The sequence below is a fragment of the Thalassomonas actiniarum genome (assembly GCF_000948975.2).
Lineage (GTDB): Bacteria > Pseudomonadota > Gammaproteobacteria > Enterobacterales > Alteromonadaceae > Thalassomonas > Thalassomonas actiniarum.
On the sequence record NZ_CP059735.1, the window covers coordinates 3,723,530 to 3,746,184 of the forward strand.

General features: G+C 44.3%; 24 protein-coding genes, 2 pseudogenes and 1 riboswitch. Of the genes and pseudogenes, 12 read left to right on the forward strand and 14 right to left on the reverse strand.

What is annotated here, in order from left to right; translation table 11 throughout:
* Positions 1-14: 14 nt before the first annotated feature.
* A riboswitch (TPP riboswitch) is annotated at positions 15-159 on the reverse strand.
* A 204-nt stretch (positions 160-363) separates the two neighbouring features.
* From SG35_RS16215 to SG35_RS16245, 8 genes are all read left to right on the forward strand, one after another.
* A complete protein-coding gene (locus SG35_RS16215; protein ID WP_044831386.1) occupies positions 364-729 on the forward strand; it encodes a VOC family protein in 366 nt (121 codons plus the stop codon).
* A 550-nt stretch (positions 730-1,279) separates the two neighbouring features.
* Positions 1,280-1,393 carry a daptide-type RiPP gene (locus SG35_RS32035; protein ID WP_337993183.1) on the forward strand — a complete coding sequence of 38 codons (114 nt, stop codon included), beginning with the start codon at positions 1,280-1,282 and terminating at the stop codon, positions 1,391-1,393.
* A 260-nt stretch (positions 1,394-1,653) separates the two neighbouring features.
* A complete protein-coding gene (locus SG35_RS16220; protein ID WP_044831384.1) occupies positions 1,654-2,721 on the forward strand; it encodes a zinc metalloprotease in 1,068 nt (355 codons plus the stop codon).
* Complete coding sequence (locus SG35_RS16225) at positions 2,718-4,154, forward strand: HesA/MoeB/ThiF family protein (protein WP_053042839.1); 1,437 nt, start codon at positions 2,718-2,720, stop codon at positions 4,152-4,154. Before SG35_RS16220 ends, SG35_RS16225 begins: the two co-directional genes overlap by 4 nt.
* Before the next feature lie 94 nt (positions 4,155-4,248).
* Positions 4,249-4,932 (forward strand): YIP1 family protein, encoded by a 684-nt coding sequence (locus SG35_RS16230; protein WP_160298239.1) that lies wholly within the window; start codon positions 4,249-4,251, stop codon positions 4,930-4,932.
* 17 nt (positions 4,933-4,949) lie between these two features.
* A complete protein-coding gene (locus SG35_RS16235) occupies positions 4,950-6,188 on the forward strand; it encodes an efflux RND transporter periplasmic adaptor subunit (RefSeq protein ID WP_044831382.1) in 1,239 nt (412 codons plus the stop codon).
* Positions 6,172-6,915, forward strand: coding sequence for an ABC transporter ATP-binding protein (locus SG35_RS16240; protein ID WP_044831381.1), 744 nt, complete (start codon positions 6,172-6,174; stop codon positions 6,913-6,915). The genes SG35_RS16235 and SG35_RS16240 overlap by 17 nt, the downstream gene beginning before the upstream one ends.
* Positions 6,912-8,144 (forward strand): ABC transporter permease, encoded by a 1,233-nt coding sequence (locus SG35_RS16245; protein WP_044831380.1) that lies wholly within the window; start codon positions 6,912-6,914, stop codon positions 8,142-8,144. Before SG35_RS16240 ends, SG35_RS16245 begins: the two co-directional genes overlap by 4 nt.
* Positions 8,145-8,194: 50 nt before the next feature.
* Here SG35_RS16245 and SG35_RS16250 read toward each other — a convergent pair whose 3' ends face one another.
* The 7 genes and pseudogenes from SG35_RS16250 to SG35_RS16275 all read right to left on the reverse strand — a co-directional run bounded on the left by SG35_RS16250 (position 8,195) and on the right by SG35_RS16275 (position 13,571).
* Positions 8,195-9,466, reverse strand: a complete 1,272-nt coding sequence (locus SG35_RS16250) for a Y-family DNA polymerase (RefSeq protein WP_044831379.1) — start codon at positions 9,464-9,466, stop codon at positions 8,195-8,197.
* Positions 9,466-9,870: a LexA family protein gene (locus SG35_RS16255; RefSeq protein WP_044831378.1), complete on the reverse strand. Its 405-nt coding sequence runs from the start codon at positions 9,868-9,870 to the stop codon at positions 9,466-9,468. The genes SG35_RS16250 and SG35_RS16255 overlap by 1 nt, the downstream gene beginning before the upstream one ends.
* 155 nt (positions 9,871-10,025) lie before the next feature.
* Complete coding sequence (locus SG35_RS16260; protein WP_160298419.1) at positions 10,026-10,193, reverse strand: hypothetical protein; 168 nt, start codon at positions 10,191-10,193, stop codon at positions 10,026-10,028.
* 255 nt (positions 10,194-10,448) lie between these two features.
* A complete protein-coding gene (locus SG35_RS16265; protein WP_044836372.1) occupies positions 10,449-11,261 on the reverse strand; it encodes a substrate-binding periplasmic protein in 813 nt (270 codons plus the stop codon).
* Positions 11,262-11,291: 30 nt separating this feature from the next.
* Positions 11,292-11,411 (reverse strand): annotated as a pseudogene (locus SG35_RS32110) (IS30 family transposase); the annotation flags it as partial.
* Between the two features lie 345 nt (positions 11,412-11,756).
* The gene (locus SG35_RS16270; protein WP_053043495.1) at positions 11,757-12,749 is read right to left on the reverse strand and encodes an L-dopachrome tautomerase-related protein; all 993 of its coding nucleotides are present in this window, start codon (positions 12,747-12,749) and stop codon (positions 11,757-11,759) included.
* A 90-nt stretch (positions 12,750-12,839) separates the two neighbouring features.
* Positions 12,840-13,571, reverse strand: coding sequence for an outer membrane protein (locus SG35_RS16275; RefSeq protein ID WP_044836373.1), 732 nt, complete (start codon positions 13,569-13,571; stop codon positions 12,840-12,842).
* A 328-nt stretch (positions 13,572-13,899) separates the two neighbouring features.
* On the opposite strand from SG35_RS16275, the pseudogene SG35_RS16280 reads away from it, so the two are divergent.
* The 4 genes and pseudogenes from SG35_RS16280 to SG35_RS16295 form a co-directional block, all read left to right on the forward strand.
* Positions 13,900-14,112 (forward strand): annotated as a pseudogene (locus tag SG35_RS16280) (transposase); the annotation flags it as partial.
* On the forward strand, positions 14,078-14,320 hold the full coding sequence (locus tag SG35_RS16285; protein WP_162484989.1) for a hypothetical protein: 243 nt from the start codon (positions 14,078-14,080) through the stop codon (positions 14,318-14,320). The pseudogene SG35_RS16280 and the gene SG35_RS16285, both read left to right, overlap by 35 nt.
* 247 nt (positions 14,321-14,567) lie before the next feature.
* Positions 14,568-15,182 (forward strand): hypothetical protein, encoded by a 615-nt coding sequence (locus SG35_RS16290; protein ID WP_044836375.1) that lies wholly within the window; start codon positions 14,568-14,570, stop codon positions 15,180-15,182.
* A gap of 391 nt (positions 15,183-15,573) precedes the next feature.
* Entirely contained in the window at positions 15,574-16,956 is a 1,383-nt protein-coding gene (locus SG35_RS16295) for an esterase/lipase family protein (protein WP_044836376.1), read from the forward strand.
* 166 nt (positions 16,957-17,122) lie between these two features.
* On the opposite strand, the gene SG35_RS16300 is transcribed toward SG35_RS16295, so the two are convergent.
* From SG35_RS16300 to SG35_RS16330, 7 genes are all read right to left on the reverse strand, one after another.
* A complete protein-coding gene (locus SG35_RS16300) occupies positions 17,123-17,569 on the reverse strand; it encodes a hypothetical protein (RefSeq protein ID WP_044836377.1) in 447 nt (148 codons plus the stop codon).
* 65 nt (positions 17,570-17,634) lie between these two features.
* The gene (locus tag SG35_RS16305; RefSeq protein ID WP_201777859.1) at positions 17,635-18,258 is read right to left on the reverse strand and encodes a hypothetical protein; all 624 of its coding nucleotides are present in this window, start codon (positions 18,256-18,258) and stop codon (positions 17,635-17,637) included.
* A 39-nt stretch (positions 18,259-18,297) separates the two neighbouring features.
* Complete coding sequence (locus SG35_RS16310) at positions 18,298-18,759, reverse strand: hypothetical protein (protein ID WP_274055085.1); 462 nt, start codon at positions 18,757-18,759, stop codon at positions 18,298-18,300.
* A gap of 111 nt (positions 18,760-18,870) precedes the next feature.
* Positions 18,871-19,632, reverse strand: coding sequence for a DUF6602 domain-containing protein (locus SG35_RS16315; RefSeq protein WP_044836446.1), 762 nt, complete (start codon positions 19,630-19,632; stop codon positions 18,871-18,873).
* Between the two features lie 488 nt (positions 19,633-20,120).
* The gene (locus tag SG35_RS16320) at positions 20,121-20,384 is read right to left on the reverse strand and encodes a SymE family type I addiction module toxin (protein ID WP_274055086.1); all 264 of its coding nucleotides are present in this window, start codon (positions 20,382-20,384) and stop codon (positions 20,121-20,123) included.
* Positions 20,385-21,152: 768 nt separating this feature from the next.
* Positions 21,153-21,503: a purine nucleoside phosphoramidase gene (hinT, locus tag SG35_RS16325; protein ID WP_044835457.1), complete on the reverse strand. Its 351-nt coding sequence runs from the start codon at positions 21,501-21,503 to the stop codon at positions 21,153-21,155.
* 132 nt (positions 21,504-21,635) lie between these two features.
* Complete coding sequence (locus SG35_RS16330; protein WP_160298387.1) at positions 21,636-22,385, reverse strand: substrate-binding periplasmic protein; 750 nt, start codon at positions 22,383-22,385, stop codon at positions 21,636-21,638.
* Between the last annotated feature and the right edge of the window lie 270 nt (positions 22,386-22,655).

Below are 22,655 nucleotides of genomic sequence, written 5' to 3' on the forward strand. Positions count from 1 at the left end.
TTTATGTGCTCACCAGGCTATTTTTCAACCATTCCTACGCCAGTACTATCCGGTTCAGGTTCTAAGGGTTCGAATCTTTCGTCTCAGCACGGTTTTGATGGTTTATTATCCGTATAACGCATAATAAACCATCATAACCAGGCACCCCTTGGCTCGGCAGGCATATTAGCAATTTATTGCTAAATGTCCACCACAGAAGGTAAATAATTTTAGCTTAAAATACTTAGGGTAAATCCCTACAAAAAGCAGGTATTTGGCAATATTCACTATCACCGGCTATAAATGTTCGCAACCAGGTGAAGATCATCACCTAGACTCAACACAGAGATTTATTTTATCCGGGTCAGCAAACGGGGAACACCAATGAAAGTCGCCTTTACTCCGGGGAAAAATATTGCCATAAAAACCCCCGCACATGAATACGCCGCTGTAGTGCATTTTTATCAAGAAGTCTTGGGATTCAAACAATTACCCCATAATGCCGGCGATCCCTTTGAGTCCGTCTGCTTTGCCTTTGGCGATAAAGTGCTTTGGATAGATAAAATAACCGGCATCAGTCAGTCGGAAATCTGGCTGGAAATCATCTCAGACGATATACCGGCGGCAAAAAAACACCTTGAACAAGCCGGTTGCAGCATCAGAAACGAGATCGAAGCGCTGCCCAATGATCTCAATGCTTTCTGGCTCAGCAGCCCGTCTAATATCATTCATTTAGTGACCGATAAATAACGCTATCACCATTCGTTAGCTCTCACTCCCGCCTGCCCGGCCCTATCCCGTACGGCTATTGTCCGCCCCTATATGCTGTATTTTTTTACAATTTTTAATTCTTCATATTCAATACGTTAGTAAATAAAACTTTCTGGTTTTCAAATAAAGCAAAAAAGTTTTAGCAAAACGAGTGAGATAGTCTACCGGCTGCCAACACTAACTAAGTGTTCCAACATGAACACAATTAAAACAGGAGAAATAGAATGCGTTGGCAAGTCAACAATAACAGCCCCAGACCCCGATACACGGTTACACCCTGCATCTTATATGTACATGAAAAGCCATTAGCAGTTCGCACCGGCTGATCAGGCAAGCGAATAACAACAACAGCTCATAGATGTAAGGGGGTGATATTCATCAAGCCTTTGTTAAGAAGTACAAGGCTTACACAGTGCCATATAAACACACAAACATAATATTTATTTCGATGCCGGACCATGCGCTTGAGACGCCGGATTCTGAGTATCGTCAGCTAATTTAAACTTGATTAAAGCAAGAGGAAACAACCATGACTTTTGAAGAAATTGAAATCGTAGATGCACCATCTGATGCCGAATTTTGGGGCGGTGTCGCCGGCGGCGTCGTGATCGGGGTAGCGGTTGGTTTACTGTTCGTTTCGTAACCACTGCACCACAACTACAACTTAATTTAACCAATTAACTTATTCATTTTAGAAGGAAAGTATTATGACTTTTTCAGAAATCGAAATCATTGAAGCACCAGTATCCGATACCTCAGCGGGTGTCGCCACAGGCATTGGTATCGGCTTAGCCCTCGTTGGACTTATGTTCATCAGTTAAGCAAAACACACTCTGGGGCCTTAGCGCAGTTTGCTCTGGTCCCTTAATTTTAGCTAACAGCACATAAATTAAGGGGGACGGTTTGAACTTAGCATTAAAGAAATCCATTAACTTTTATCCGCTCGAACAAGGCATATACCATGTCTACGATGCCTCAACTTCCCGGCATTTCAAATTAGGCGAGCAGGAAGTTAACTGGCTTAAACTACTCGACGGCAAAACACCGGTTGAAGCCTTAAGGGGCCTTATTCCGCTGGAGTACTTCGATAAATTTATCAAGACAGTTCAGCACCTGGATTTACTCGAAGGGGAAAGTAAAAAAGAGCCGTTTTCACCGCTTAAAATCAAGGTGTTTAACCTCGACCCCTCCAGGTTTATCGACAACAGCGGCAAGTTTGCCCTTTATTTCAGCCACTTTCTTAACTGGTGCAGCCTGCCGCTGCTGGTTATCAATGTACTTATGGTCGCCCTGCTGGTGCCCCAGGTACAAAACATCCGGGAAACCCTGACCTTTGACACCTTTACCGTAATTTTTTACTTTTTTGCCATTTTAGTCACAGGCATAGTACACGAAGGCGCCCATGCCCTGGTGGCAAAATCCTTTAATGTCAAAGTGCCCCAGGTCGGCATGATGCTGTTTTTCCTGCACCCTTCCTTTTACGCCGATGTCAGCGGCATCAACCTGATGTCAGACCGGAAAAAGCGCATAAAAGTGCTGATCGCCGGTGTCCAGGGCAACAACCTCTTGATGTTTCTCGGCCTGATGCTGACCTTTATTCCCATGGGGGAAACCGCGTTATCGTATCTGCTGTTTTTTACCGCCATCAATTTTGTGCTGATGTTTATCAACCTTATCCCCTTTGTCGAATACGACGGCTACTATATTTTCCAGGAATTACTCGGCGAACCCAGGTTTGCCCGCAACGCCCTGGTAAGCCAGCTTACCCGGCAAAACCAAAAAATTGAATACCGAGCTTATTTTTTCATCAGCCAGCTTTTTCAATTTATCCTCATCGTTTCCATGCTGGTGCTGATACACGACGGCGTGCTGCTTTTGTGGGATGCCCAATGGGTTGATGTGCTTTTTCTCGTGCTGATAGTGGCCGCCTATCCGGCGCTGATGGCTTTTAAAATAAGGAGCGCAAAATGAGCAGCGCCAAAAGTTACCATTTTAATCCCTTTTCCTTTGTCACCCGGATCAACGATGAAATCCTGATCAATACCGTGCCCCACAACCGGGTCACCTTTTCGGCAGATTTCCAGCCGGTCATCGACTTCTTTTTGCAAAAAGAAGAACTCAGTGAAACGGAAATTTTAAAATGCATTGCCCCTTCACGCCTGGAAGAGCTAGTGTCAAAACGTATCTTGCTTGAAGGCCCTGCGCAAAAGTTAGCAGGCCGCTACTCGCGTCAGCACGGCTATTTCACTATGATTTCCGAACAGCCTGAGGCGGTACAGGAAAAACTTCAATGTTCCCATGCCTTGATCCTCGGCGTCGGCGCCATCGGCAGCCATATCTGCTGGAACCTGGCAGCCATAGGGGTCGGTAAAATTACCCTGCTGGATTTTGACACCATAGAAGAAAGCAACTTTAACCGCCAGCTGATGTATACCCCCAAAGATATTGACCGGGTAAAAGTGGAAGTGCTGGCGCAAAGAATACGGGAATTTAACCCGGAAATAGAAGTCGTGACTTTAAACAGGAAAATCACCTGTCAGGCCGATGTCGAAGCCCTGCTGCCCGGTGTCAACCTGGTGGTAAAAGCCATTGACAGTCCGGAAGAGTCCATGGCCTGGGTCAATATCGCCTGTGTCCAAGCCGAAGTGCCCTATGTCACCGGCGGCTTTTTAGACTATACCGCGGTAGCCGGTCCCAATTATATCCCGGGTAAGTCCAGCTGTTTTGCCTGCCAGGGAGATGCCGGCGACGTCAAGCGGATACACGGCACCGGGCCGACATTTGGCCCGCTGACCACCCTGGTAACCTCTATGCTGTCGATGATCGCCTTTAAAATCTTGATCGGCAAAGCCGACGGCTACGCCAACAAGGTCTATATGTACAATGCCGACAACGGCAGCTGGGACATGGAGCAAGTTACCCCGGCGGTAACATGCCAGGTATGCGGCACCACCCCGGCAAAACCGGCAGAGGATACGGCGCCTATGGTAAACAATCCCCTGGTTATGTTCCGCAGCCTGTTTGTCGCCGTGCTGGTGCTTACCGTGATCTTAGGGGAAATTTACCAGCAGCCCCTGGTCGGCGTTATGACCTTTTTCGGCATTTTTATCGCCATCCCGGTAGTGAAGAAAATTCACGCAGACAACCTGTTAAAAACCCGGCGCGAGTTTTTTGTGATGACCTGCATCTATATAGGTTTCAGCCTGGTCGGCCTGGTTATCGGCAATATCAGCGATGACAGCTTTGCCTTGCCGACAAGTCTCAGGACGGTGTTCGAAACCATACAGCTGGTCAGCGCCACCATTATTCAGGCGACGATCAGTATTGCCATCATCTTTTTATCCCTGTGCGGCGTGATGGAATATGCCCCTAAGGTAGTTAATTTCCTCAATGAGGATTTATAAAAACTACCATCAAGTAAAAACATATTTTATAACCCGGTCACTGCATCAGGCCGTAATTGCAGTGATGAATACAAGTAAAGACAGAGATCAGAACATGAACATAATCAATATATACACAGGCCTGTTGTTTTCACCCCAGCAGGCATTTGCCCAAGCCTTACGGTTAAAGGTTATTACCTTGTTTTTTCCTTTGGCTGCCGCCTTAGTGATCACCGCCCTGCTCAATACCTATTATTATGCCGCCGTGGATATGCCCTGGCTGCTTGAGCGCATGGTGATAGACATTCCCGACGACCAGAAACAAACGGTATTAGACTCGCTGTCAAAAGGCCGTCTGCTCGGCATCAGCCTGGTAGGGGTGGTTTTTCTGACCGTCTCCATTAATTTATTCCGGGCCTTTATCTACTGGTTTGTGCTCAAAGTTAAAGGAGAAGCACAACGTTTTGTCCGTCTGTTTGCCATTGTAATGTGGTCTACTGCGCCGCTGCTGCTGATATTACCCGCCGGGATATTAAATATTTACCTCAGCGCAGGCCAGGCCCTGCTGCCAAACGACGTCAACCCGGTATCGCTCAACCAATTGTTCTTTAAGCTCTCGGGAGATTCGGACTGGGGCCAGCTGCTGTCAACTTTCAGTTTGATCAACATCTGGGAGATCTTTTTGATCATCATCGGCCTGAAACTGGCAACCACCTTGTCCATCAAACAGTCTTTTACCATCGCCCTTATTCCGGAGCTCGTCATCTACGGGCTTTGGATAACAACCTTGCTGTTATAAATCCGGGAGATAACATCATGAGTAAGCTATTTTGGAGCCTGGCCATGGTCTTTATTCTGGTATCACCTTTAATCCTGCGTGTCTTTAGCCAGGCCCATGAGGTTGATGTTGAAGTAGACCGGGTAACCAGCCGGGTGATCCGCGACTCAGTGCTCTCTTCCGGCAACTTAGTCTACAACGAAGAAGCCCGGCTGACCCCGGAAATTATCGCCCGGGTCACCTCGGTACAGGTGGTGGAAGGAGACAAGGTAAAAAAAGGCCAGCCGCTGATTTACCTGGAAGACTTAGATCTCAAGGAAGTGATCTTTTTACAACAAGCCCAGGTGGCTATTGATGCCGAAAATGTCGACCGCCAGCAAATCAATGTTAAAAATTTACAAGCCAGGTTCGAGCGCATCGCCAGCCTGCTTGATAAGGGTATTATTACCCGGGAAAACTATGACGACGCCTACTACCAGCTAAAAGCGGCCAGGTCAGATCTTGAGGCCAGTAAACTCAATGTCAAACGCTCTAAAGCCGCTTTAAAACAGGCCGGGCAAAGATTGCGGCAAACCATCATTAAAGCGCCTATGTCCGGCACTGTGGTGGCGGTAAGCATCAAACCCGGGGAAACGGCGGTACCCAGCACCACAGGTATTCCCGGTTCGAGTCTGATCACCATAGCAAACGAAGCTTCGATTGTCGTCGATCTTAACGTCGATGAAAATGATATCGGCAATCTGGCCATCAAGGGCGAAGCCTATATCAGCTGCCCGACCCTGCCCGAAGGCGGCTTAAAAGGCCATATCAGCGAAATTGCCATCGCACCGCGCAATGCTTCACAGGCTTTCGCCGCGAACGATGCCACCGGCCGCTCTTATTCGGTGAAAGTCGCGCTGTTAAAACACCGCTCTGCCAAACTGCGCAGCGGCATGTCGTGCCGGGCCAAGATATATACCAACAACCCTGATCCTGCTTTAACCGTGCCGGTACAGGCGGTGATGAGCGAGCGTTTAACGGATGATGACGGTGTCAGTTTGCCCAGGGGCCAGCGTAACAAAAGCAAAAAATATGTCTTTGTTGCCAGCAACGGCCGCACCGAAAAGCGCACGGTTGTCACCGGGGCTGCCGATGACGAGTACCAGGAAGTTAAACTCGGCTTAAAAGCAAATGAGAAAATTGTGATCGGGCCATCGCGTATTCTCAGCTCGCTGCAAGATAAAACACCGATTGCCGAAATTAGCACACAAGGGGAAAGTTATGCCCTGCTTAATTAATCTCTCGGGTATCACCAAGAAATACCACCTCGGCGGACGTAATATTTTTGCCCTTAACCAGCTGGATCTCAGTATTCAGACTAATGAATATCTCGCTATTATCGGCGCCTCCGGCTCGGGCAAGTCGACCTTGATGAATATTCTCGGCTGCCTCGACCGGCCGTCTTTTGGCCGTTATACCTTAGACGGCAAAGATATCGGCCAGATGCCGGACAATGCCCTTTCCCGGATACGAAACCGGAAAATAGGTTTTATTTTTCAAAGCTTTAATTTAATTCCTAACCTGACGGCGCTGCAAAATGTGATGCAGCCGTTAGTATTCTGGCGTTTAGCGCAAAAAGAAAAAATCGCCATGGCGCAAGCCGAGCTGGCGCGGGTTGGCCTGAGTAACCGGGAAATGCACCTGCCGAGCGAATTATCCGGCGGCCAGAGGCAACGCATTGCCATTGCCCGGGCACTGGTCACCTGCCCCTCTTTGCTGCTGGCAGATGAACCCACCGGCAACCTGGACAGCAAAACCACAGCAGAGATCATGAAACTGTTCGACCGCCTGCATAATGAAGGGCAAACCGTGGTCCTGGTGACACACGACCAGGAGATCGCAAGCCGCTGCCGGCGCAGCATTACCCTGGTCGACGGCCAGATTGCCCGGGATGAACACCAAAACAACCCCTGCTCTCTTCATCGGGTGACTGACACAGAAACGTTTCAGGCGGCATTATTATGATACACGTTTTTTATCAATGCTTTATCCAGGCGATAAACAGTATCCGCTCACGGGTATCACGCAGCCTGATCACTTCAATAGGCATAGTGGTCAGTGTCGCCTCTGTCATCACGGTTGTCTCCATTATCCAGGGCATGTCCTACTCCATCATGAGAAACTTTGACGGTTTAGGCGCCAATGTGCTGACCATACAATCGGACACCTCGTTTCAGCAAAGGCTGCTGGGGGAGTTTAACCGCCTGACCATGGCCGACTATATCCGCATTAAAAGGCATTTTAACGGCGCCGGGCGCATCATTCCCTCTTTTTCCCCCTTCGGGCAATTTGGCGCCTTAATTTCCAGCAACGGTCAGGAAAGCCAGACCCGGGTGGTGGCGGTGACTTCGTCCTACAAAGAAGCAACCCAGGTTTTTCCGTCCAAAGGGCGTTTTATTACCGACAGCGACAATACCTCCTCGCGCAAGGTATGTATTATCGGCGAGCGGGTCAGGAAAAATTTAAAACTGCCACAAAACCCTATCGGCGAGTTTATCGAGGTCGGCGGTACTTCGCTTAAAGTGGTCGGGGTGATGGAAAAACGCGGCGATATTTTCGGCTTAAGCCAGGACGATTATATCGTGGTGCCCTTTACCATAGGCCAGCGGCTGTTGCCGAATGAAAGCATGCAGGATATCACCATATTGTTTAATGTCGATGATATCTCCAGGCTGCGCTCCTTGCAGGTGGAAATCGAAGACCTGCTCAGGGAGGCCCATGAGCTATCACCGGATCAGGAAGATGATTTTCGGGTGCAGACGCCTCAACAGTTAACCCAATCCATCACCAGCATTATGGATACTATCACCCTGGTGCTCGGCGGCGTGGTCGGTATTTCTTTGATTGTCAGCGGCATCGGCATTATGAATACCATGTTGATGTCGGTGTCCGAGCGCACCCGGGAAATCGGCATCTGTAAGGCGCTGGGCTTTGAGCGCCATGTGATCCTGTTGCAATACCTGATAGAAGCGGTGATTTTATCCTTCCTCGGCGGCGTGGTGGGTTTACTGTGCGGCTGGCTGTGTGGTTTTCTGGCCATGCTGCTTATTCCCGGGCTGCCGGAGCCTATTATCCCCTTGTGGGCGGTCACCCTGGCGTTGGCATTTTCGAGTTTTATCGGCCTGATTTTTGGCGTAGTGCCTGCGGCCAAGGCCTCAGACTTAGATCCGATCACCGCGCTGCGTTATGAATGATAATCTGCTGTATGGCAAAATAACCATAAGCCGCTGCGCTTTACAGCATGTCAGTTACACTGAATTTTCGGGATATCTCCCCAGCAGGTAGTATATTGCGGCGATAAAAACTCACGGCGCATGGTAAATTTTGGCGCTATGCCCTGCCCGGCTAATATCGTGGTATTGCGGCCAAAGCGGGCATTGATTTTATCCATACATGACATCAGTTTGATATTGTCTTTCGAGGCTTCAAACAAGTCCTGCTGATAGCAAGTTTCATCGGATATCTCCAGCAGGCCGACACCGCAGCGGTAAAACCGCACTCCGGTTTGAAAAATTTTCTCCACCGCCTGCGAGCAGGCATTCATGATCTGGCAACTGTCGTTGGTAGGCACGGTAAAATGATGATACACAGATTTGCGATAATAACCGGCTTCGTCATGGGGCGAACTGTTGGCAAAAATAACCAGGGTCTTGGTTAAACTGTGCTGCTTTCTCAATTTTACAGCAGCAATACCGGCATGGGTTGCCAGCGCAAATTTTAGTTGCTCAAGCTCGGTAATGTGTTGGCCGAAGCTGCGGGTACTGTAGATTTCTTTTTTTGGTGAGCGTACTGCATCCCAGTTTAATTTCACCACACCATTTAATTCATGCACCGTGTTTTCAACCACAATTGAAAACTGTTTCCTGATCCAGCCCGGTTGTGCTTTAGCCAGTTGCAGCGCCGAATAAATACCCGCCTCGTTTAAGCGCTTACCCAGCCTGGAGCCTATACCCCAGACATCGGTCACCGCCATCTGAGCTAAAACCGCCTCACGAGCCTTGTCATTGTCAATCACGGCAACCCCCTTAAAACCGGGCAGTTTTTTAGCGGCATAATTGGCGCATTTTGCCAAGGTGCAGGTCTCGCCAAGTCCGACAGAAACCGGCAAACGCACTTCTTTCCACACGGTTTTCCTGATTTTTACGCCATGGGCCAGCCAGCCCTCTTGCGGTACATAAGCCTGGTTTTTGCCGTAATACAAAAACAGTTCATCTATGCTGTAAATATGGCTGTGGGGCGCAAAACGGCTGCAAGTGTCCATAAGTTTCTGGCTGAGATCGGCATATAACTCGTAATTGCTGGAGCGGATCACCGCGCCAATGCGGGCGAGCTCATCTTTCATCTGGAAATAAGGGGTAAATTTTTTCCCTATGCCCATTTTTTTGGCAATGCCGCAGGCAGAACAAATGCAGCCGTCGTTATTGGTCAGTACCACCACAGGACGGCGGCGAATGCCGGGGTCAAACACCTTTTCGCAGCTGGCATACATAGAATTTACATCGCACAGGGCATACATTATAAGGTTTTCTCCAGCGGACGGTGCAGCCGAATTGAGCGGATCACCACCCCTTCTACCTGGAAGTCATCCCCTTCCTGCAATTGATAAGGCAAATAACCGGGGGAGGAAGAAAGTAACCGGGCTTTTTCCCGGTCGATTTTTTTACAGACAAAAACGCCGTTGAGATTGGCAACAATAATGTCTTGATCTTGGATGTGTACTGCCCGGGAAACAATCAGCAAATCGCCACTAAAAATACCATCACCTTCCATGGAATGCCCCTGTGCCTGTCCGATAAAAGTGGCCGAGGGGTGATCGATCAATAACTGATCTAAATTCAACGCAAGCTCGCTATACTCCGCCGCCGGAGATTCAAAGCCGGTAACACCTGCCTGCGCATAAAAAGGAATGATTTTAAGCATAACATTAACCTGTATATTTATACAGGTTAATGTTAATTCATATTTACAGGATTAGCAAATAACAACGAGCTGCTTAGCACAAGCGCGATAACATCAGCCGGGTAATAGCCGCTACTGAGAAAATAAACGCTATCAAGGGTTAGTGCTGAGCAGAATTACCGGCGGCTATTTATGGATTTGCGGATATAAGCAATGCCCAATACCGCAAACACTATCGCTACGCCATAAAACGGCCTTTGCTCGCTAATAACGGCTGCGGCAACAAAGGCAGCGCCGCTGGCAATAAATAAGTAACCTGTTTTTAAGCTTTTCTCAATAGTCATAAGGCGCTCCACTTTATCCTGCCTGATAAGCCATCTCCAAGCAGGTTTAGTTTGAATATAGAATAGATTTTAGGTACGGGTAATGGCGTAGTAAAAGCCTGAAACCGTAGCGCTTCACCGATATTAGTGCGGTGAGTGGATAAAATATCTCAGCTGAGATGAGAAAATGTTGTAGGGCTGGGATAACAGCTAGTTTTGGCTGGCTATCCCACTTTACGGTTTGCTGTGATGTTGTTTGATTTTTGTAAAGGTTATCTATTCCAAATAGTATTCTCCAAGAATTTTCTTAAAAGTTCCGTCATTCTGCATTTCCTGAAGGGTTTTGTTGATTTCGTCAATTTTTTCGGCAAGAAAAGATTTTTTGGATATGCCTAAACGGAATACTTTTGTCGCTAAAGGTTTTTCGGCAAAGCGCAGTTTTTCATGCCCCGGGATCTCTTTGAACATGGCGATAGCGCTGACATAATAAAGGGGAATAACATCAACTCGCCCATGCAATAATTTCAGAATATTCATTTTGTCAGTGGTTACCATTTCGAAATACACATCCTCTTTGACCGTGATTTCACTAACATAATTATATCCTCTTGTTATTCCTACCTTATAAGGTCTCAGATCTTCCCACCGCTGCCATTCAAATGTTTCAAATTTATCTGTCGAGTATGCAAAAAGCAGCCTGTCTTTATAAACCGGTACAGTGAAAAGCATATCGGCTTCTCGTTCAGCATTTTTGATGATCATCGGAATAACATCCGCCTGTCCGGTTTTTATCATATGCTGGGCCCGGCCCCAGGGGGCATTTTTCAATTCGATGCTGATATCAAGTCTATCAGCCAATATCCTGATAAGTTCAACCGCCAACCCTTCTGTGACCTGTTCTTTTTTTGTGTCGCGAGCTATTTCCCAGGGCGGCCAGTGTTCAACGACAATAACGGCTGTCCTGTTTTCAGCAGATACTGCTGCAGAAAGACAAGTGAAAAAAATGATGCCAATTCGAACCTGTATGAGAGACAGCGTTTTCATCATTTTTATAAGCCCAGACATAATGACTTCCCATAAAGCGCGCATTCATACTTCCGGTGCAGCGAAGCTAAATCACTAAGTGATAAAAGCTTCTTCTGATGTACAGTAATTTAATATCTTTTTTGGCCGACTGTTTATTATATTTGCAACTTTCTGAAGTTGTTTCTTAGTTATAGTTGAAAAATCTGTTTTCTTAGTGCATCAGTCATGGACAGCCAATATACAAAAACTTATTGATACCGATGACAGTACCATGAACTGCGACAAAGATAAGGAGAAAATAATAATTTCCCTTAAATTAAGGTCTTTGTGTGAAAAAGCGATCAGTAAATGGTAAACAAGATAAGGCGCTAGCCAGTTTTTGGGTGTCCCGCATTGGCATTTCCGCACTGGCATTGTTGCCAGTTATTTATATTTAATGCGTTATAAAAGAAAACTTAAATGATAACAACGGCATCACCTTGGCAAAAAACCAAGCAAGCTGCTGCCTGAAAATAGCCGCTAACACCAAATATAAGGTGATAACCGTATAAGCAGCCATTATGCTTGCTGGTTGCAATACCGGCTTAAGGCATAATTGTCAGGTCCAAAGGCAAGGCCGTCTGGCCAAGACAGTTCATTTGATGAGAACAAGGTTTTGTATTCACCATTTGCCAGTGTCACCCCAATTGAATTATCTGTAATCGAACTTACATAAACGTTGCCACTGCCGTCAACGGTAATGCCGTCGGATAGAGGTTTAGTGCCGTAACGTTCTATTTCTTTGACTAGCTCAGCATGACTTAATGTTTCATCTCCCAGGTGTTTTGTATCAACGCGATAAACCGATGTACCATTCATTGCGCCGAAATATAGCCATTTGTTTGTCGGGTCTATCGTTATCGGATTAACTCCCAGGCGAACCGCCGCTCCCTCAAGCATAACCGTATGTTCATCAATAACCATGTCTATATCTTCCGGCAGCGTAAAAACACTACTTTGTAATACCCTTCTTGCATAACCTGATTTAATATCAACGACAATAATAACCGCTTCTTGCCCAGCCGTGTCAGCTATGTAGATGTAGCCATTATCAGCATCAACGGCTAAGTCATTTAAAAATGAGTTTTCCACAATAACCGGCTTGGGCAGGTAAATTAATTTAGCTAACTTTTCATTTTCCACGTCCCAACCGACCAACTTCCCGGGACGATCTTTACCGGAAGCATCTAATAGCCATAAGATATTGTTTTTATCTACATTCACACCTAACACATTATGCAACCCGTCACCTCCATTCTTCGGCGCATATGCCCACGTTTTATTGGGATAGGGCCTTACGGAACCGTCATTCATCAATTCAGCAAGTTTTAGTTCATTTCCATAAAAGCCGTGGATACTGATGAACTTGCGGCCATTTTCACTAACAGCGATATTTCCCGGAGGATTGGCTGTCGTCAGTTCGGCATAAACTTCCAGCTTAGAAGTTGCTAATGCTGGATTTAAAACAAAAATAATCATCACTGCGGCTGAGAAAGCCTTTAAGTATTTCATCTCTATTCCTGTTGATTGGAAGTGACAGATTTAAGGTAAAAAAGCGGCACAATAAATCAGTGCCGCTTTTCTTGAGGGCTTGCCAGACAATTAAAATGAGTAAGTAAAAGTTGCAGTGAACTCATGCGCCTTTAGCTCTGGAAAAACAACCTGATCGCCAAGCGGATCTATCGCCGTTTCAGCATCCTTAAAGTCGATATATTGATAGTCCAGTCCGACGGCAATACTTTTTGTTACCAGGTAATTAAAACCGGTACCAACAGACCAGGCAAGTTCACTTGAGTCTTTGCTGGGATAGCAAAAAAGTGAGTTACCCGGACACGCAGTGAGGCTGGAAAAGTCAAAAGACTGAAAAAGCGGTTGGATATCAAGCTTAGCACTGACGTCATGTTTAGCGATCCCTATCCCCGCCTTAATAAAAGGTTTGAATTTATCCGACTCGGTATTGAATTCGTAATACCCGTTAAGCATAAATGAGTCCGTATCGGCCTTAGCAAGTGTTTGGAAAGTATGATCTGACAAACCGCCAGCAGGGTTAGCGGCTAAAGCCCCCCTAGCTGTTTCGAATTTACGTGAACGCCATTCTGCCTGAACAGCAAAGCCATTACCGAACCGGTAACCTAGGCCAAGTCCATAAACACCGCTGTTATCGACCTTATAGCCATTAACAGGAGTGTTGGCCTGATTAGTGCCTCGTTGCACCGCGTTATCTCCTTCATATGATGACTGACCCGCGGTTAAATTTAAAAAAAAGCCAGGCTCAGTGTTTGCAAAACTTGATGTACAAAAAAGTACGCAAGCCAAAGGAACAAATTTATTCATGATTAAGTAACTCCTATTAGTACCTTAGTTGTTATAAAGACATGCACCTCAACCTAGATGCAACCGCATGCACTTTACATGCAATTGCATGGACATTCAAGAAGATATGCAGGTGCATTTATATTCGAAGGAATTGCTGATGCATGGTTATGACTATCTTTGAGGTACAAGTGCGACTCAGTTAAGTGCAGGTAAAACGCACTGTTGCCAATACTGTGTGGGAGCCGTCAAATAAGCGTTAGTGAATGTGGGCCGGGGATCACGCAGACATTTTGAGATCAAGATACATCCGAAATTTGCATCAATAAGCTAACACTTCTGTCGTGGCCTTGCCGCAGGCGTGATTGCTGAGCCGGGCGATTTAAAGCGGTTCGAGCATCCCCGTAAGCTAATGACCTACTTGGGCCTAGTACCCAATAAGCACACCAGCAGTGATAAGCAACGGTTAAGTGCCGTCACAGAATGCGGCAATGGCCGGGCCAGGCGCTTACTGGTTGGAGGGGTCCATGGCTATAAATACAAAGCCAATGTCTCAACAGAATATTGCCGTGTCTATTAAGCAAGTCACCGTTCAGCAAAATACAAACTTAAACAGTGCTTTGTTATGGCAGCCTGAAAACCATAAACATGCCGGGCAGCTGAGTGCATTTTCCAAGATCATGGCCGAGCATATCAATGGTAAGGAATTGCCGGGAAAAGCATCACACCCTTTGGTTAATTCGGTGATTCGCCATGATTTAAAAAACTGATATTAAGGGTTAATGTCAATGAGTTAACAACTAACGGTAATTACACCTTTCGGCAGCTATAGAGGCAATTATGAATGCCCTAAGCGTTATCATCATGCCACGAAAACTCCAATGTATCGTCGGGAAGTTTTACATACTTTTATCTCCATCTCCTTTCCAATTTCCTAGGTTGTTGATTAAGAACTGCCATCTTCTTATGGCATGTCACTTGCGCAGGCGAAGTTGTTAACTAAAGAAGGAGAGTTCCATGTTACGTTTTTTATTTATTTGCATGCTTATTGTGCCTTCGTTTGCGGGCGCTGAACTGATTACCAACGGAGACTTCTCGGCCGGTAATGCCGGATTTACGAGTTCATATACTTTTTTTGCATCGGGAGACATAACAGGGCCCGGGGAATACGCGATCGTCACAAACCCATTGTCTGCACACCCTTTGGCATCATCCTATGGAGACAATACCGATGGTTTTGGCAATATGCTGATGGCCAACGGCTCAACCATGGCTGAGCTCGTTTGGTCTCAGACGGTAAGTGTTAATAGCAACACGATTTATGAGTTTTCCGCATTCGTATCCAGTTGGTTTTTAGACGTTCCTCCTGCCCCGGCTAGCCTCGACTTTGTTGTTAATGGTTCATCAATTGGAATATTCACTGCGCCTGATACTACAGGCCTTTGGCTTGAGTTCTCCATGTCGGTCAGTAGCGGTGCGTTGACTTCCTTTGACTTAGAGATCTACAACCTGAGTACCCAGTTCGGCGGCAACGATTTTGCACTGGACGATATTTCTTTAACGGCGTCGGTACCCGAGCCATCTCCCCTTGTCATGGTCCTCATCGCAGTCTTTGCATTAAGGAGGAGATAACAGCCTAACCTGAAATTCGAGTTGGTCGCCGTTGCTCCCTAAACAGGTGTACTCCGGCCACTCAGACTGGCACCATAACCCCGCTAAATATTGATGAAAGCTGAGGTTAATATTTAATAATCGCGCTGCCAGTCATGGATACCCAAAGCGTTATCACCATGCTACGAGAGCATCACACAGATTGTAAAAACAACGATAGAAATTCATTTCCTGCAAACGGTTATTCAGCCTGCTGCCACCTAAGATCGAAACAACAATTCCAGAAGGATTTTTCTCAATTGAAGCGTTACTCATTCGTTATCTTTTGTAAGTTTACGTTTACTTTTGTAAAAAATATGTTATTTTTATGTTTAGTAAATATAACAAACAACCCCATAAGTAAGGATATAAAATGAACCGGAAGTTATTTTCTCTCATCCCGTTATTGCTATGCGGCACATTACAGGCCGAGTCGGTAAAAGATGAATATGGTTTGATCATTGACGCACAAAACACCATTTCTCTGTTCTCTACCGAGAAAGACGCAGCAAAATTTAACAGTAAAATCCCTCAGGCAAGAAATGCCATAGCAAGTAGCTCATCAGCAAAGTGGTACATCAACTCTGCCGAAACCAGGAGAATATGTGTTGAATGGGATTACGGTGACGGGGGGATTAAAAGCGTTAAAAAAGACGACAATAAAGCGACTATTCAGGCACCACCTCCCGGTCGCTGTCTGGAATGGGCAGATGTGCCGACAGAACGATACGGTACCGCGGCTGTTTATCAAAGCAACGATAATGTCTTAAATAAAGCAGTTGTGGTTGTTCAACCTTACATTGTTTCGGTTACCGACAGCACTTACAGCGATGCTCAGTTTTATTCAGACATCAACCAGAGCGGACTGGCTGCCAGCCTGAGAAGTGCCGGTTACGATGTTATTTTATACCGTTATTTAAACACAGACGCCGGCGTTGCTTTTAACGCAAAAGGTGTTAAGGCATTAATGAAGAAACTCGAAGAGATGCCTAATGTTACCTCAACCTCTGTTATTGGTTTATCTATGGGTGGCGTGGTTGCAAGGTATGCATTAAAAGAATTGGAAAACGGCACCGGTTTACACAAAGTTGCAGGTTTTGTCTCCTTTGATGCGCCGCATTTAGGTGCAAACTTACCCAGCAGCATTACCGACAATATTTCCCGGTTACTCAGTAAAGTGGACTCGTCATTATGTGGCTTAAGCAGTGCTTGTCGTGAAGCAAGAACCAAACTGCGGGCAGTATTAAGTAAAATGCAAACCAAAACCTATAACGAGTTAATTATCGGCAGCCCTTCCGGATCGTCAGACAGATACGCCTTATTGAACAAACTTTCTTCACTTGGCCATGTCAACACAGTACCTACCCTTGCTATTACCAATGGTACAAAAAATACCTCACAGGGATACCCTAACCAGACATTAGTCACCCATTATAAATTACACAGAAAGTGGTATAACGGCGGCAGTAAGTATTTTAAAGTTTATACCAACCCCAGTATGGATAATCAAAGTGGCGGCTATGCTAACTTTTACCAGGTATTGTCAGACCTGATAAAAGAGCAACCGCACCCGATCACCCCTTATGTTACCAGTGGTCAAAGACATTCATTTGTTTCCACTCAATCTGCCTTGGCCGGCAGTGAAAGTAACTTTACTGAAGTGGCGGCTTACCCGAGCAGTAATGAGCAACACATGACCATTACCTACAGTAAAGCCCTTAAATTGAGACAGTGGTTAGACAGCAATCACTTCTAATTTGACTTGTTGAAACTGCTTGAACCCAGCAGCAGCCTACAGCAGGTTGCTGCTTTTCTCCACTCTCCTTCACAAGCCTTAAAGAATGCTGCAATAACGACAAAACGGGTCAGTTTTGGGTAATTCAATTTTTTGGGTGTCCCGCATTGTTGCGCTAAACAGCTTGTTATGATGATTTATTACATACAAACTCGTTTTTACTAAACTCAGATAGTTCACTGAACTTCTTAATAGACTCAATGCTATAGAATTCACTTTTTTCAAGTTCACAATCAGTACATGAATATGAAATATCTATTCGTGCATCATGATTTTGCTTAAAACCATTGTGGAAGCCAATCCATACGTAAGGTTTATCATCAAGTTGATTGTATGGAACACGGCTAACAAAAGCACCTTCACCGTTAATTTGATAATCAATAGTGACACTTGAAGCAAGCCAGCGTTTGTTTATTGTTTTAGGATAATTTAAAACTAAAGTTTCATTATCTTTGTAGGTTATTTCAAATCCATTACAAACTGCAACTTTTGGGGTGATGACATTTACGCGGTCAGGCATTATCGCCAAAACTGAAAAAGAAATGGTCAGAAAAATTAATGATAGTAATTTCATACTCTATCCCTGCAAATCATCATAACGCTGCCATAATTTGCCGACCGAAGCGCAGCGTAAGACGGTCAAATTGTTGGCCTTGTTATAAGCCGGTTTTCTAATTTTGCGATAGCCTTTAAGACTAACTCTCTATTTTTTGATGTTTTTAACCACTTTGGTAGTCGCGTAAAATAAGACCACTTTGTACCGCCCCCCTCTCTTAATTGAGCAGAAATATAAAGTTTTAGTTGTTCCAAGTGAGTTGCACCGTAAACCCAAACAGTGCCATGGCGAGTATCTTCTTTTAACGCTAACTCTAAGCCCCAAAATGGGTCTATGGCATGATCAATTGGTTCGGTGCGGGTAAATTCTAAGGAAACTTCATTTTCTGACTTGCACTGCGGACATTTAGATTTCGCAGACTCTCCTTTTATTTGGGTCGCGTCATCAAATACCTTCTCGATTCGCACCCACTGATAGCCGCATGTGCTACAAGGGCGACGCCCCATCCCTAAAACTGGCCCCAGCCAACCATCATGCTCTGTTTTTAATGAGTGAGAACAACTGTGACACAAAAAAGTAGCGCGCCAATCTTTCCAGTATGGGTTTCCGCTGACAACTCCAACGCCATCGCATTTCGGACACACAGCTTCAATTTCTGTTGCCCAGTGTAAGAGTGGAAATCCTTCGTCTAAATATCTAGTGCTCATGATGACCTAAAGTTTATAACGCTTAAAACAACGGTGAGTTTACGAATCCGTTGGCTTTACTTGATTATGCGTAAATTTAACAATCGCAATAGTAAATAAAACTAACCCAATAAAAAATATTTTTGAGCCAAAATGTACTTTTTGGTTATAAATATCTGACACTTCATAAAAACTCTTTCCATTGATTTTTAAGGCTAAAACGCTACTTTTTAAATAAGTAAAATCAATATTTTTGTTTAACAGTTTTTTATAATCATTTTTATCTGCACAAATATAGTTGTATGGGTCAATGTTATTTTCTAGGTAAAAAGTTTCTTCGTACCCTTCGACTTTAATTCTTGGACTACCTTTCTGTGGGCAGTAAGCTTCAATAACGATCCCTTTTCCTGAGGAAAGAGTACTTTCATCGAAAGGCTCTGGCTTGACCAACATCCCATGTAACCCTTTTCCCAAAAAAAGAAAAGCAGCCAAAAAGTAAAACCAATGAGAATATTTGCTCATACTACCCTTTACATATAACGCCCGGCTCACCGAGCAAATTTTTGATGGCGGCTTTTGTGCGTGTTTTTGCACAAAAGGTGACAGCGGAAATTTGTCCGGTGCAGCCGCTTGTTATGCTATTTTCACGGGATCTGCATACATTGTTTTTGGCAAAATATAATTACCTGGCGTAAACCCTTGAAGAGTTGCTTCCATACCAACTAAAGTGTTGGTAAAACCACTTAAAAACAGGGCATACTCCTCATACCGGTCCGTGCAATCTGAACTTTCTGTACCGAACCATTGATATTTTCCATTTTTTTCAGACCAATACCAGTAACCCTTACCTAAAACACAAATTGCGATAAATTGAGGGGTTTCCGACGTATCATATTTAAGATACCTCTCAATCTCATTACCTTTAATATCACTAGAAAAAGCAAATAGAACATTTCTAACCCAATTGTTACGAAAGACTTTATTTCCTTCTTTATCCTCATGAGGAAATAGTTGAAGCCTTCTTACACTTTTTGCTTTTTTAATAGAATCTTTGATTTCGGTTGCCGTTAATGTACTTTTAACCTCAATTGCGTATGCGCAACACTCAGCGGGAAATATACCTAGCTCTGAATTTATAAGTAAAGCTGGCGCTAACTTAGAATGATAAACAACCAAATCAATTTGATCCGACAAGCTTCCTTCGGTATCAATAATTTTTCCAGTTCCACATTTAAAACTGTGAGTAAGAAATGGAACTATACATTTATTTAAAGCTATTTCTCTAATTTGACCAGCTATACCATGATGCTCAATATCTGAGGCCAAAAGATTAGCCTCTCTCTTTGCAGAATCAATAAGATTTATAATATAGTCAAAATACTTACGCTTACTCATAAAACTCCTTCATTTGCATAACAGCCAGCAAAAAACCGTATTTAAATAATTTAATAAAATGTAAAATATACATTCACCTTTATCATATCAAGCCATTAGTATTATTTCGGTAATTGAAGAAATAAGAAAAATACCTTTTTTTGCCGTCTAACAAAGCATTTTCGCAGATAACGCAAAGCTGCAAGAAAGAACAGCACCTTGATAGATAAAAACCAGCAGTAGTCAAGTTTTAGCTATTCACGCTTATTAGTCTTTCAGCGAAAAAAAGAGTATACAAAATTAATGTGGGATCAAGTGTTCGCTACAGCACATAAAAGCAATATAAGATGAAAATAAAGGAATTTTCATACTCCTCGTAGCCATTATCGAAAAATTCCAGCCAGGTCCACCTGATAGCCGTTATATTCTGGTCTGTTACATTTTTACATAGCAACAATGTAAAACAACTGCGCCTGCCAACAGGCACAGTTGTTTAGACTGCTCTTACTTTAGGTGGAATGCTTAGGTGTAATGATCACTTCATCCGGATTGATGAGCAAAGTGACTTTTTGTCCGATAGAGAAACCGGCCTTTTTCAACCATTTCCCCTTGAGAATAATACAAGGCTCAAGGTTAACAGGTACATAGTTAATGCCTGTGCCGCGGATTTTCACTGCCGAGTCGCAAATGGTTTCCTGTACGGTTAGCTGGCGGTAGCGCGGATATTTTACTTTTGCCGAGACAGACTCTGGCGTATGATGATATTCAGCCATGATGGATACCTCAGTAGTATCTGTTTTGGTTAGCTATCTCTGGGTGTTCGTGCACTCAGGGGTAGCGCTTGTTGTTCATTTACTCTTTATGTACTCACTCTTTATTTGCCCGTTCAGAGCTGGGGGCTAAGCACCTCCTTTGGTTGATATTCCACTATTAATATATAGTAAAAAAGGTAGGATAAATCCACAGAAAACGGGCTTTTTTGGATAAAATATTTACTGTTTTTTAGATGTAAAGCAGTTAAAAACCACCAAACCTAAACAACCAGAACAAAACAAAATTAAGTAACTGATATTTAAAACTTAAAATAACAAGTAAAAATATTATTGTGATATAGGCACTTGTTCTATTAGGCAGAAGGTGGGCTTTAATATACACAAGATTCAAATATGGGATTTATCTTCGAGGCTCCTGCCCGAAAAACTCGCCATACAAGTTGAGGTTATAAAATCTTTATGATGAGGTTACTGCTGATATTTGGGATTCGGCCATCAGACAAAAACATAGCTTGGCAAATTCTTGCTTAACGTGGCAAAACCTAACCTAAAATGATGGGAGAAAGACTTTCCCCAGCGATTCAAGTTTTACTCGAAATAGCCAGCTAAAGCACGTGGCTTGGTTACAATACTTATAACCTTTTAAAAGTTGAAACAGATATCCAGAGCACTGTTTCAACTTTGGTTCATCATATTTTTCAGTACATTTGCTAGAGTTTTTCTCAAACAAGTCAAGCTAACATACTTAGCGTTATCTGCTCAGAAAAACTAATAAGCCAGCATAGGTCCCAGCGGCTGTCCGCCAAGTAAATGCATATGAATATGGTACACTTCCTGCCCGCCATGTTTATTACAGTTCATGATCAAGCGGTAGCCGTTTTCGTCTATGCCCTCTTCCTTAGCCAGCTTCTTAGCCACAGTGATCATACGCCCTAAAGTTAATTCATCATCTTCGGTAACGTCATTCACCGTTGGGATTAATTTATTGGGCACAATCAGGATATGGCTCGGCGCCCGGGGAGAAATATCACGAAAAGCCGTCACCAGATCATCCTGAAATAATAATTCAGTGGGAATTTCCTGGCGGATGATTTTTGAGAAAATGGTTTCTTCAGCCATAATTGTTCCTTAATGTTCGTAAAATAAGTTAAAAAATAACGAGTTAATATTGCCCTAGTCTACCGTGAATAGCAGATGAATACCAAGACAAGGGGCCGATAAAAATCTGTTAATAATAGCAATAATGCACGCTTATCCGGCTTTAGCTTCCTGCCTGTCGTAGCAACCGTTGCTTTTTTCAGCATTAAATAAATCATAGAGCCGGTCGTTATGGGAAAAGCTGTTCACCGCCTCCTGTAAAACCGGAATAAACGCCTGCCCCGCTGACTTTTCTGAGACATGCAGCCACCAACTTTTATTCCCCAAATGAAAGGCACCTTCAAGCAAACGGGTATCATAGTCAAGCTGTATCATGGCATACTCCAACCCTTCCCTGGAGCCAACTACGGCATCTACCCGTCCGGCAATAAACATATGTAATCCCTGCACATAGTTTTCTACATTTACTTTGTTCAGCCGTTTGTCCCGGTCAAATCTCGGTTCAAACTGGGCTTTGCGGATCACGGCAATCGCATTGAGCTTTTGTAAGTCCTGGTATTGTTTGAGCTGGTATTTTTTATTACTCAGCACGATCACCTGAGAGCTGGCCACCGGGCCTATGTATTGCACCGCCTCTTTAACACTCTGGTTTTTAAAAATCAGTGCCACATCTAACTGTCCCACGGTCAGTGAGTGCAAAATTCTCGCATAGGGGTAATCTTTATAAAAAAAATTAATATTGGCCTGATGACCGATAAGGTTTAACAGCCTTTTAGTCACTCCCTGACATAAAATACTGGGATTTTTTAGCACAAAAGGCGGAAATGGCGGCACACTGGCGCTCAGGGTTACTAAATCTGCCGGTGCCTGTTCTGCTTTCAGGGAGAGACTTTTTCCAGTCACCTGCACCGGAATAAACAGCAAACACAGGACAACAAAAAAAAGACTGAAACACCAACATAAAGACCCAGTATTCCGGCGCTGTTTATCCTTGGCAGATAAAAAAATTAACATACTTCCATTTTATATTCATGGCAATCAATGGCGTTTATAATAGCTGATAATTTTTCTCGCAATATTGCGCGCGAGCAAAGTGAGTGCATTATACCCTGATTGCCGTTATTTATCATAATACCTTCATTTAATGACTAAAATCTCACTATGATTTAAAAT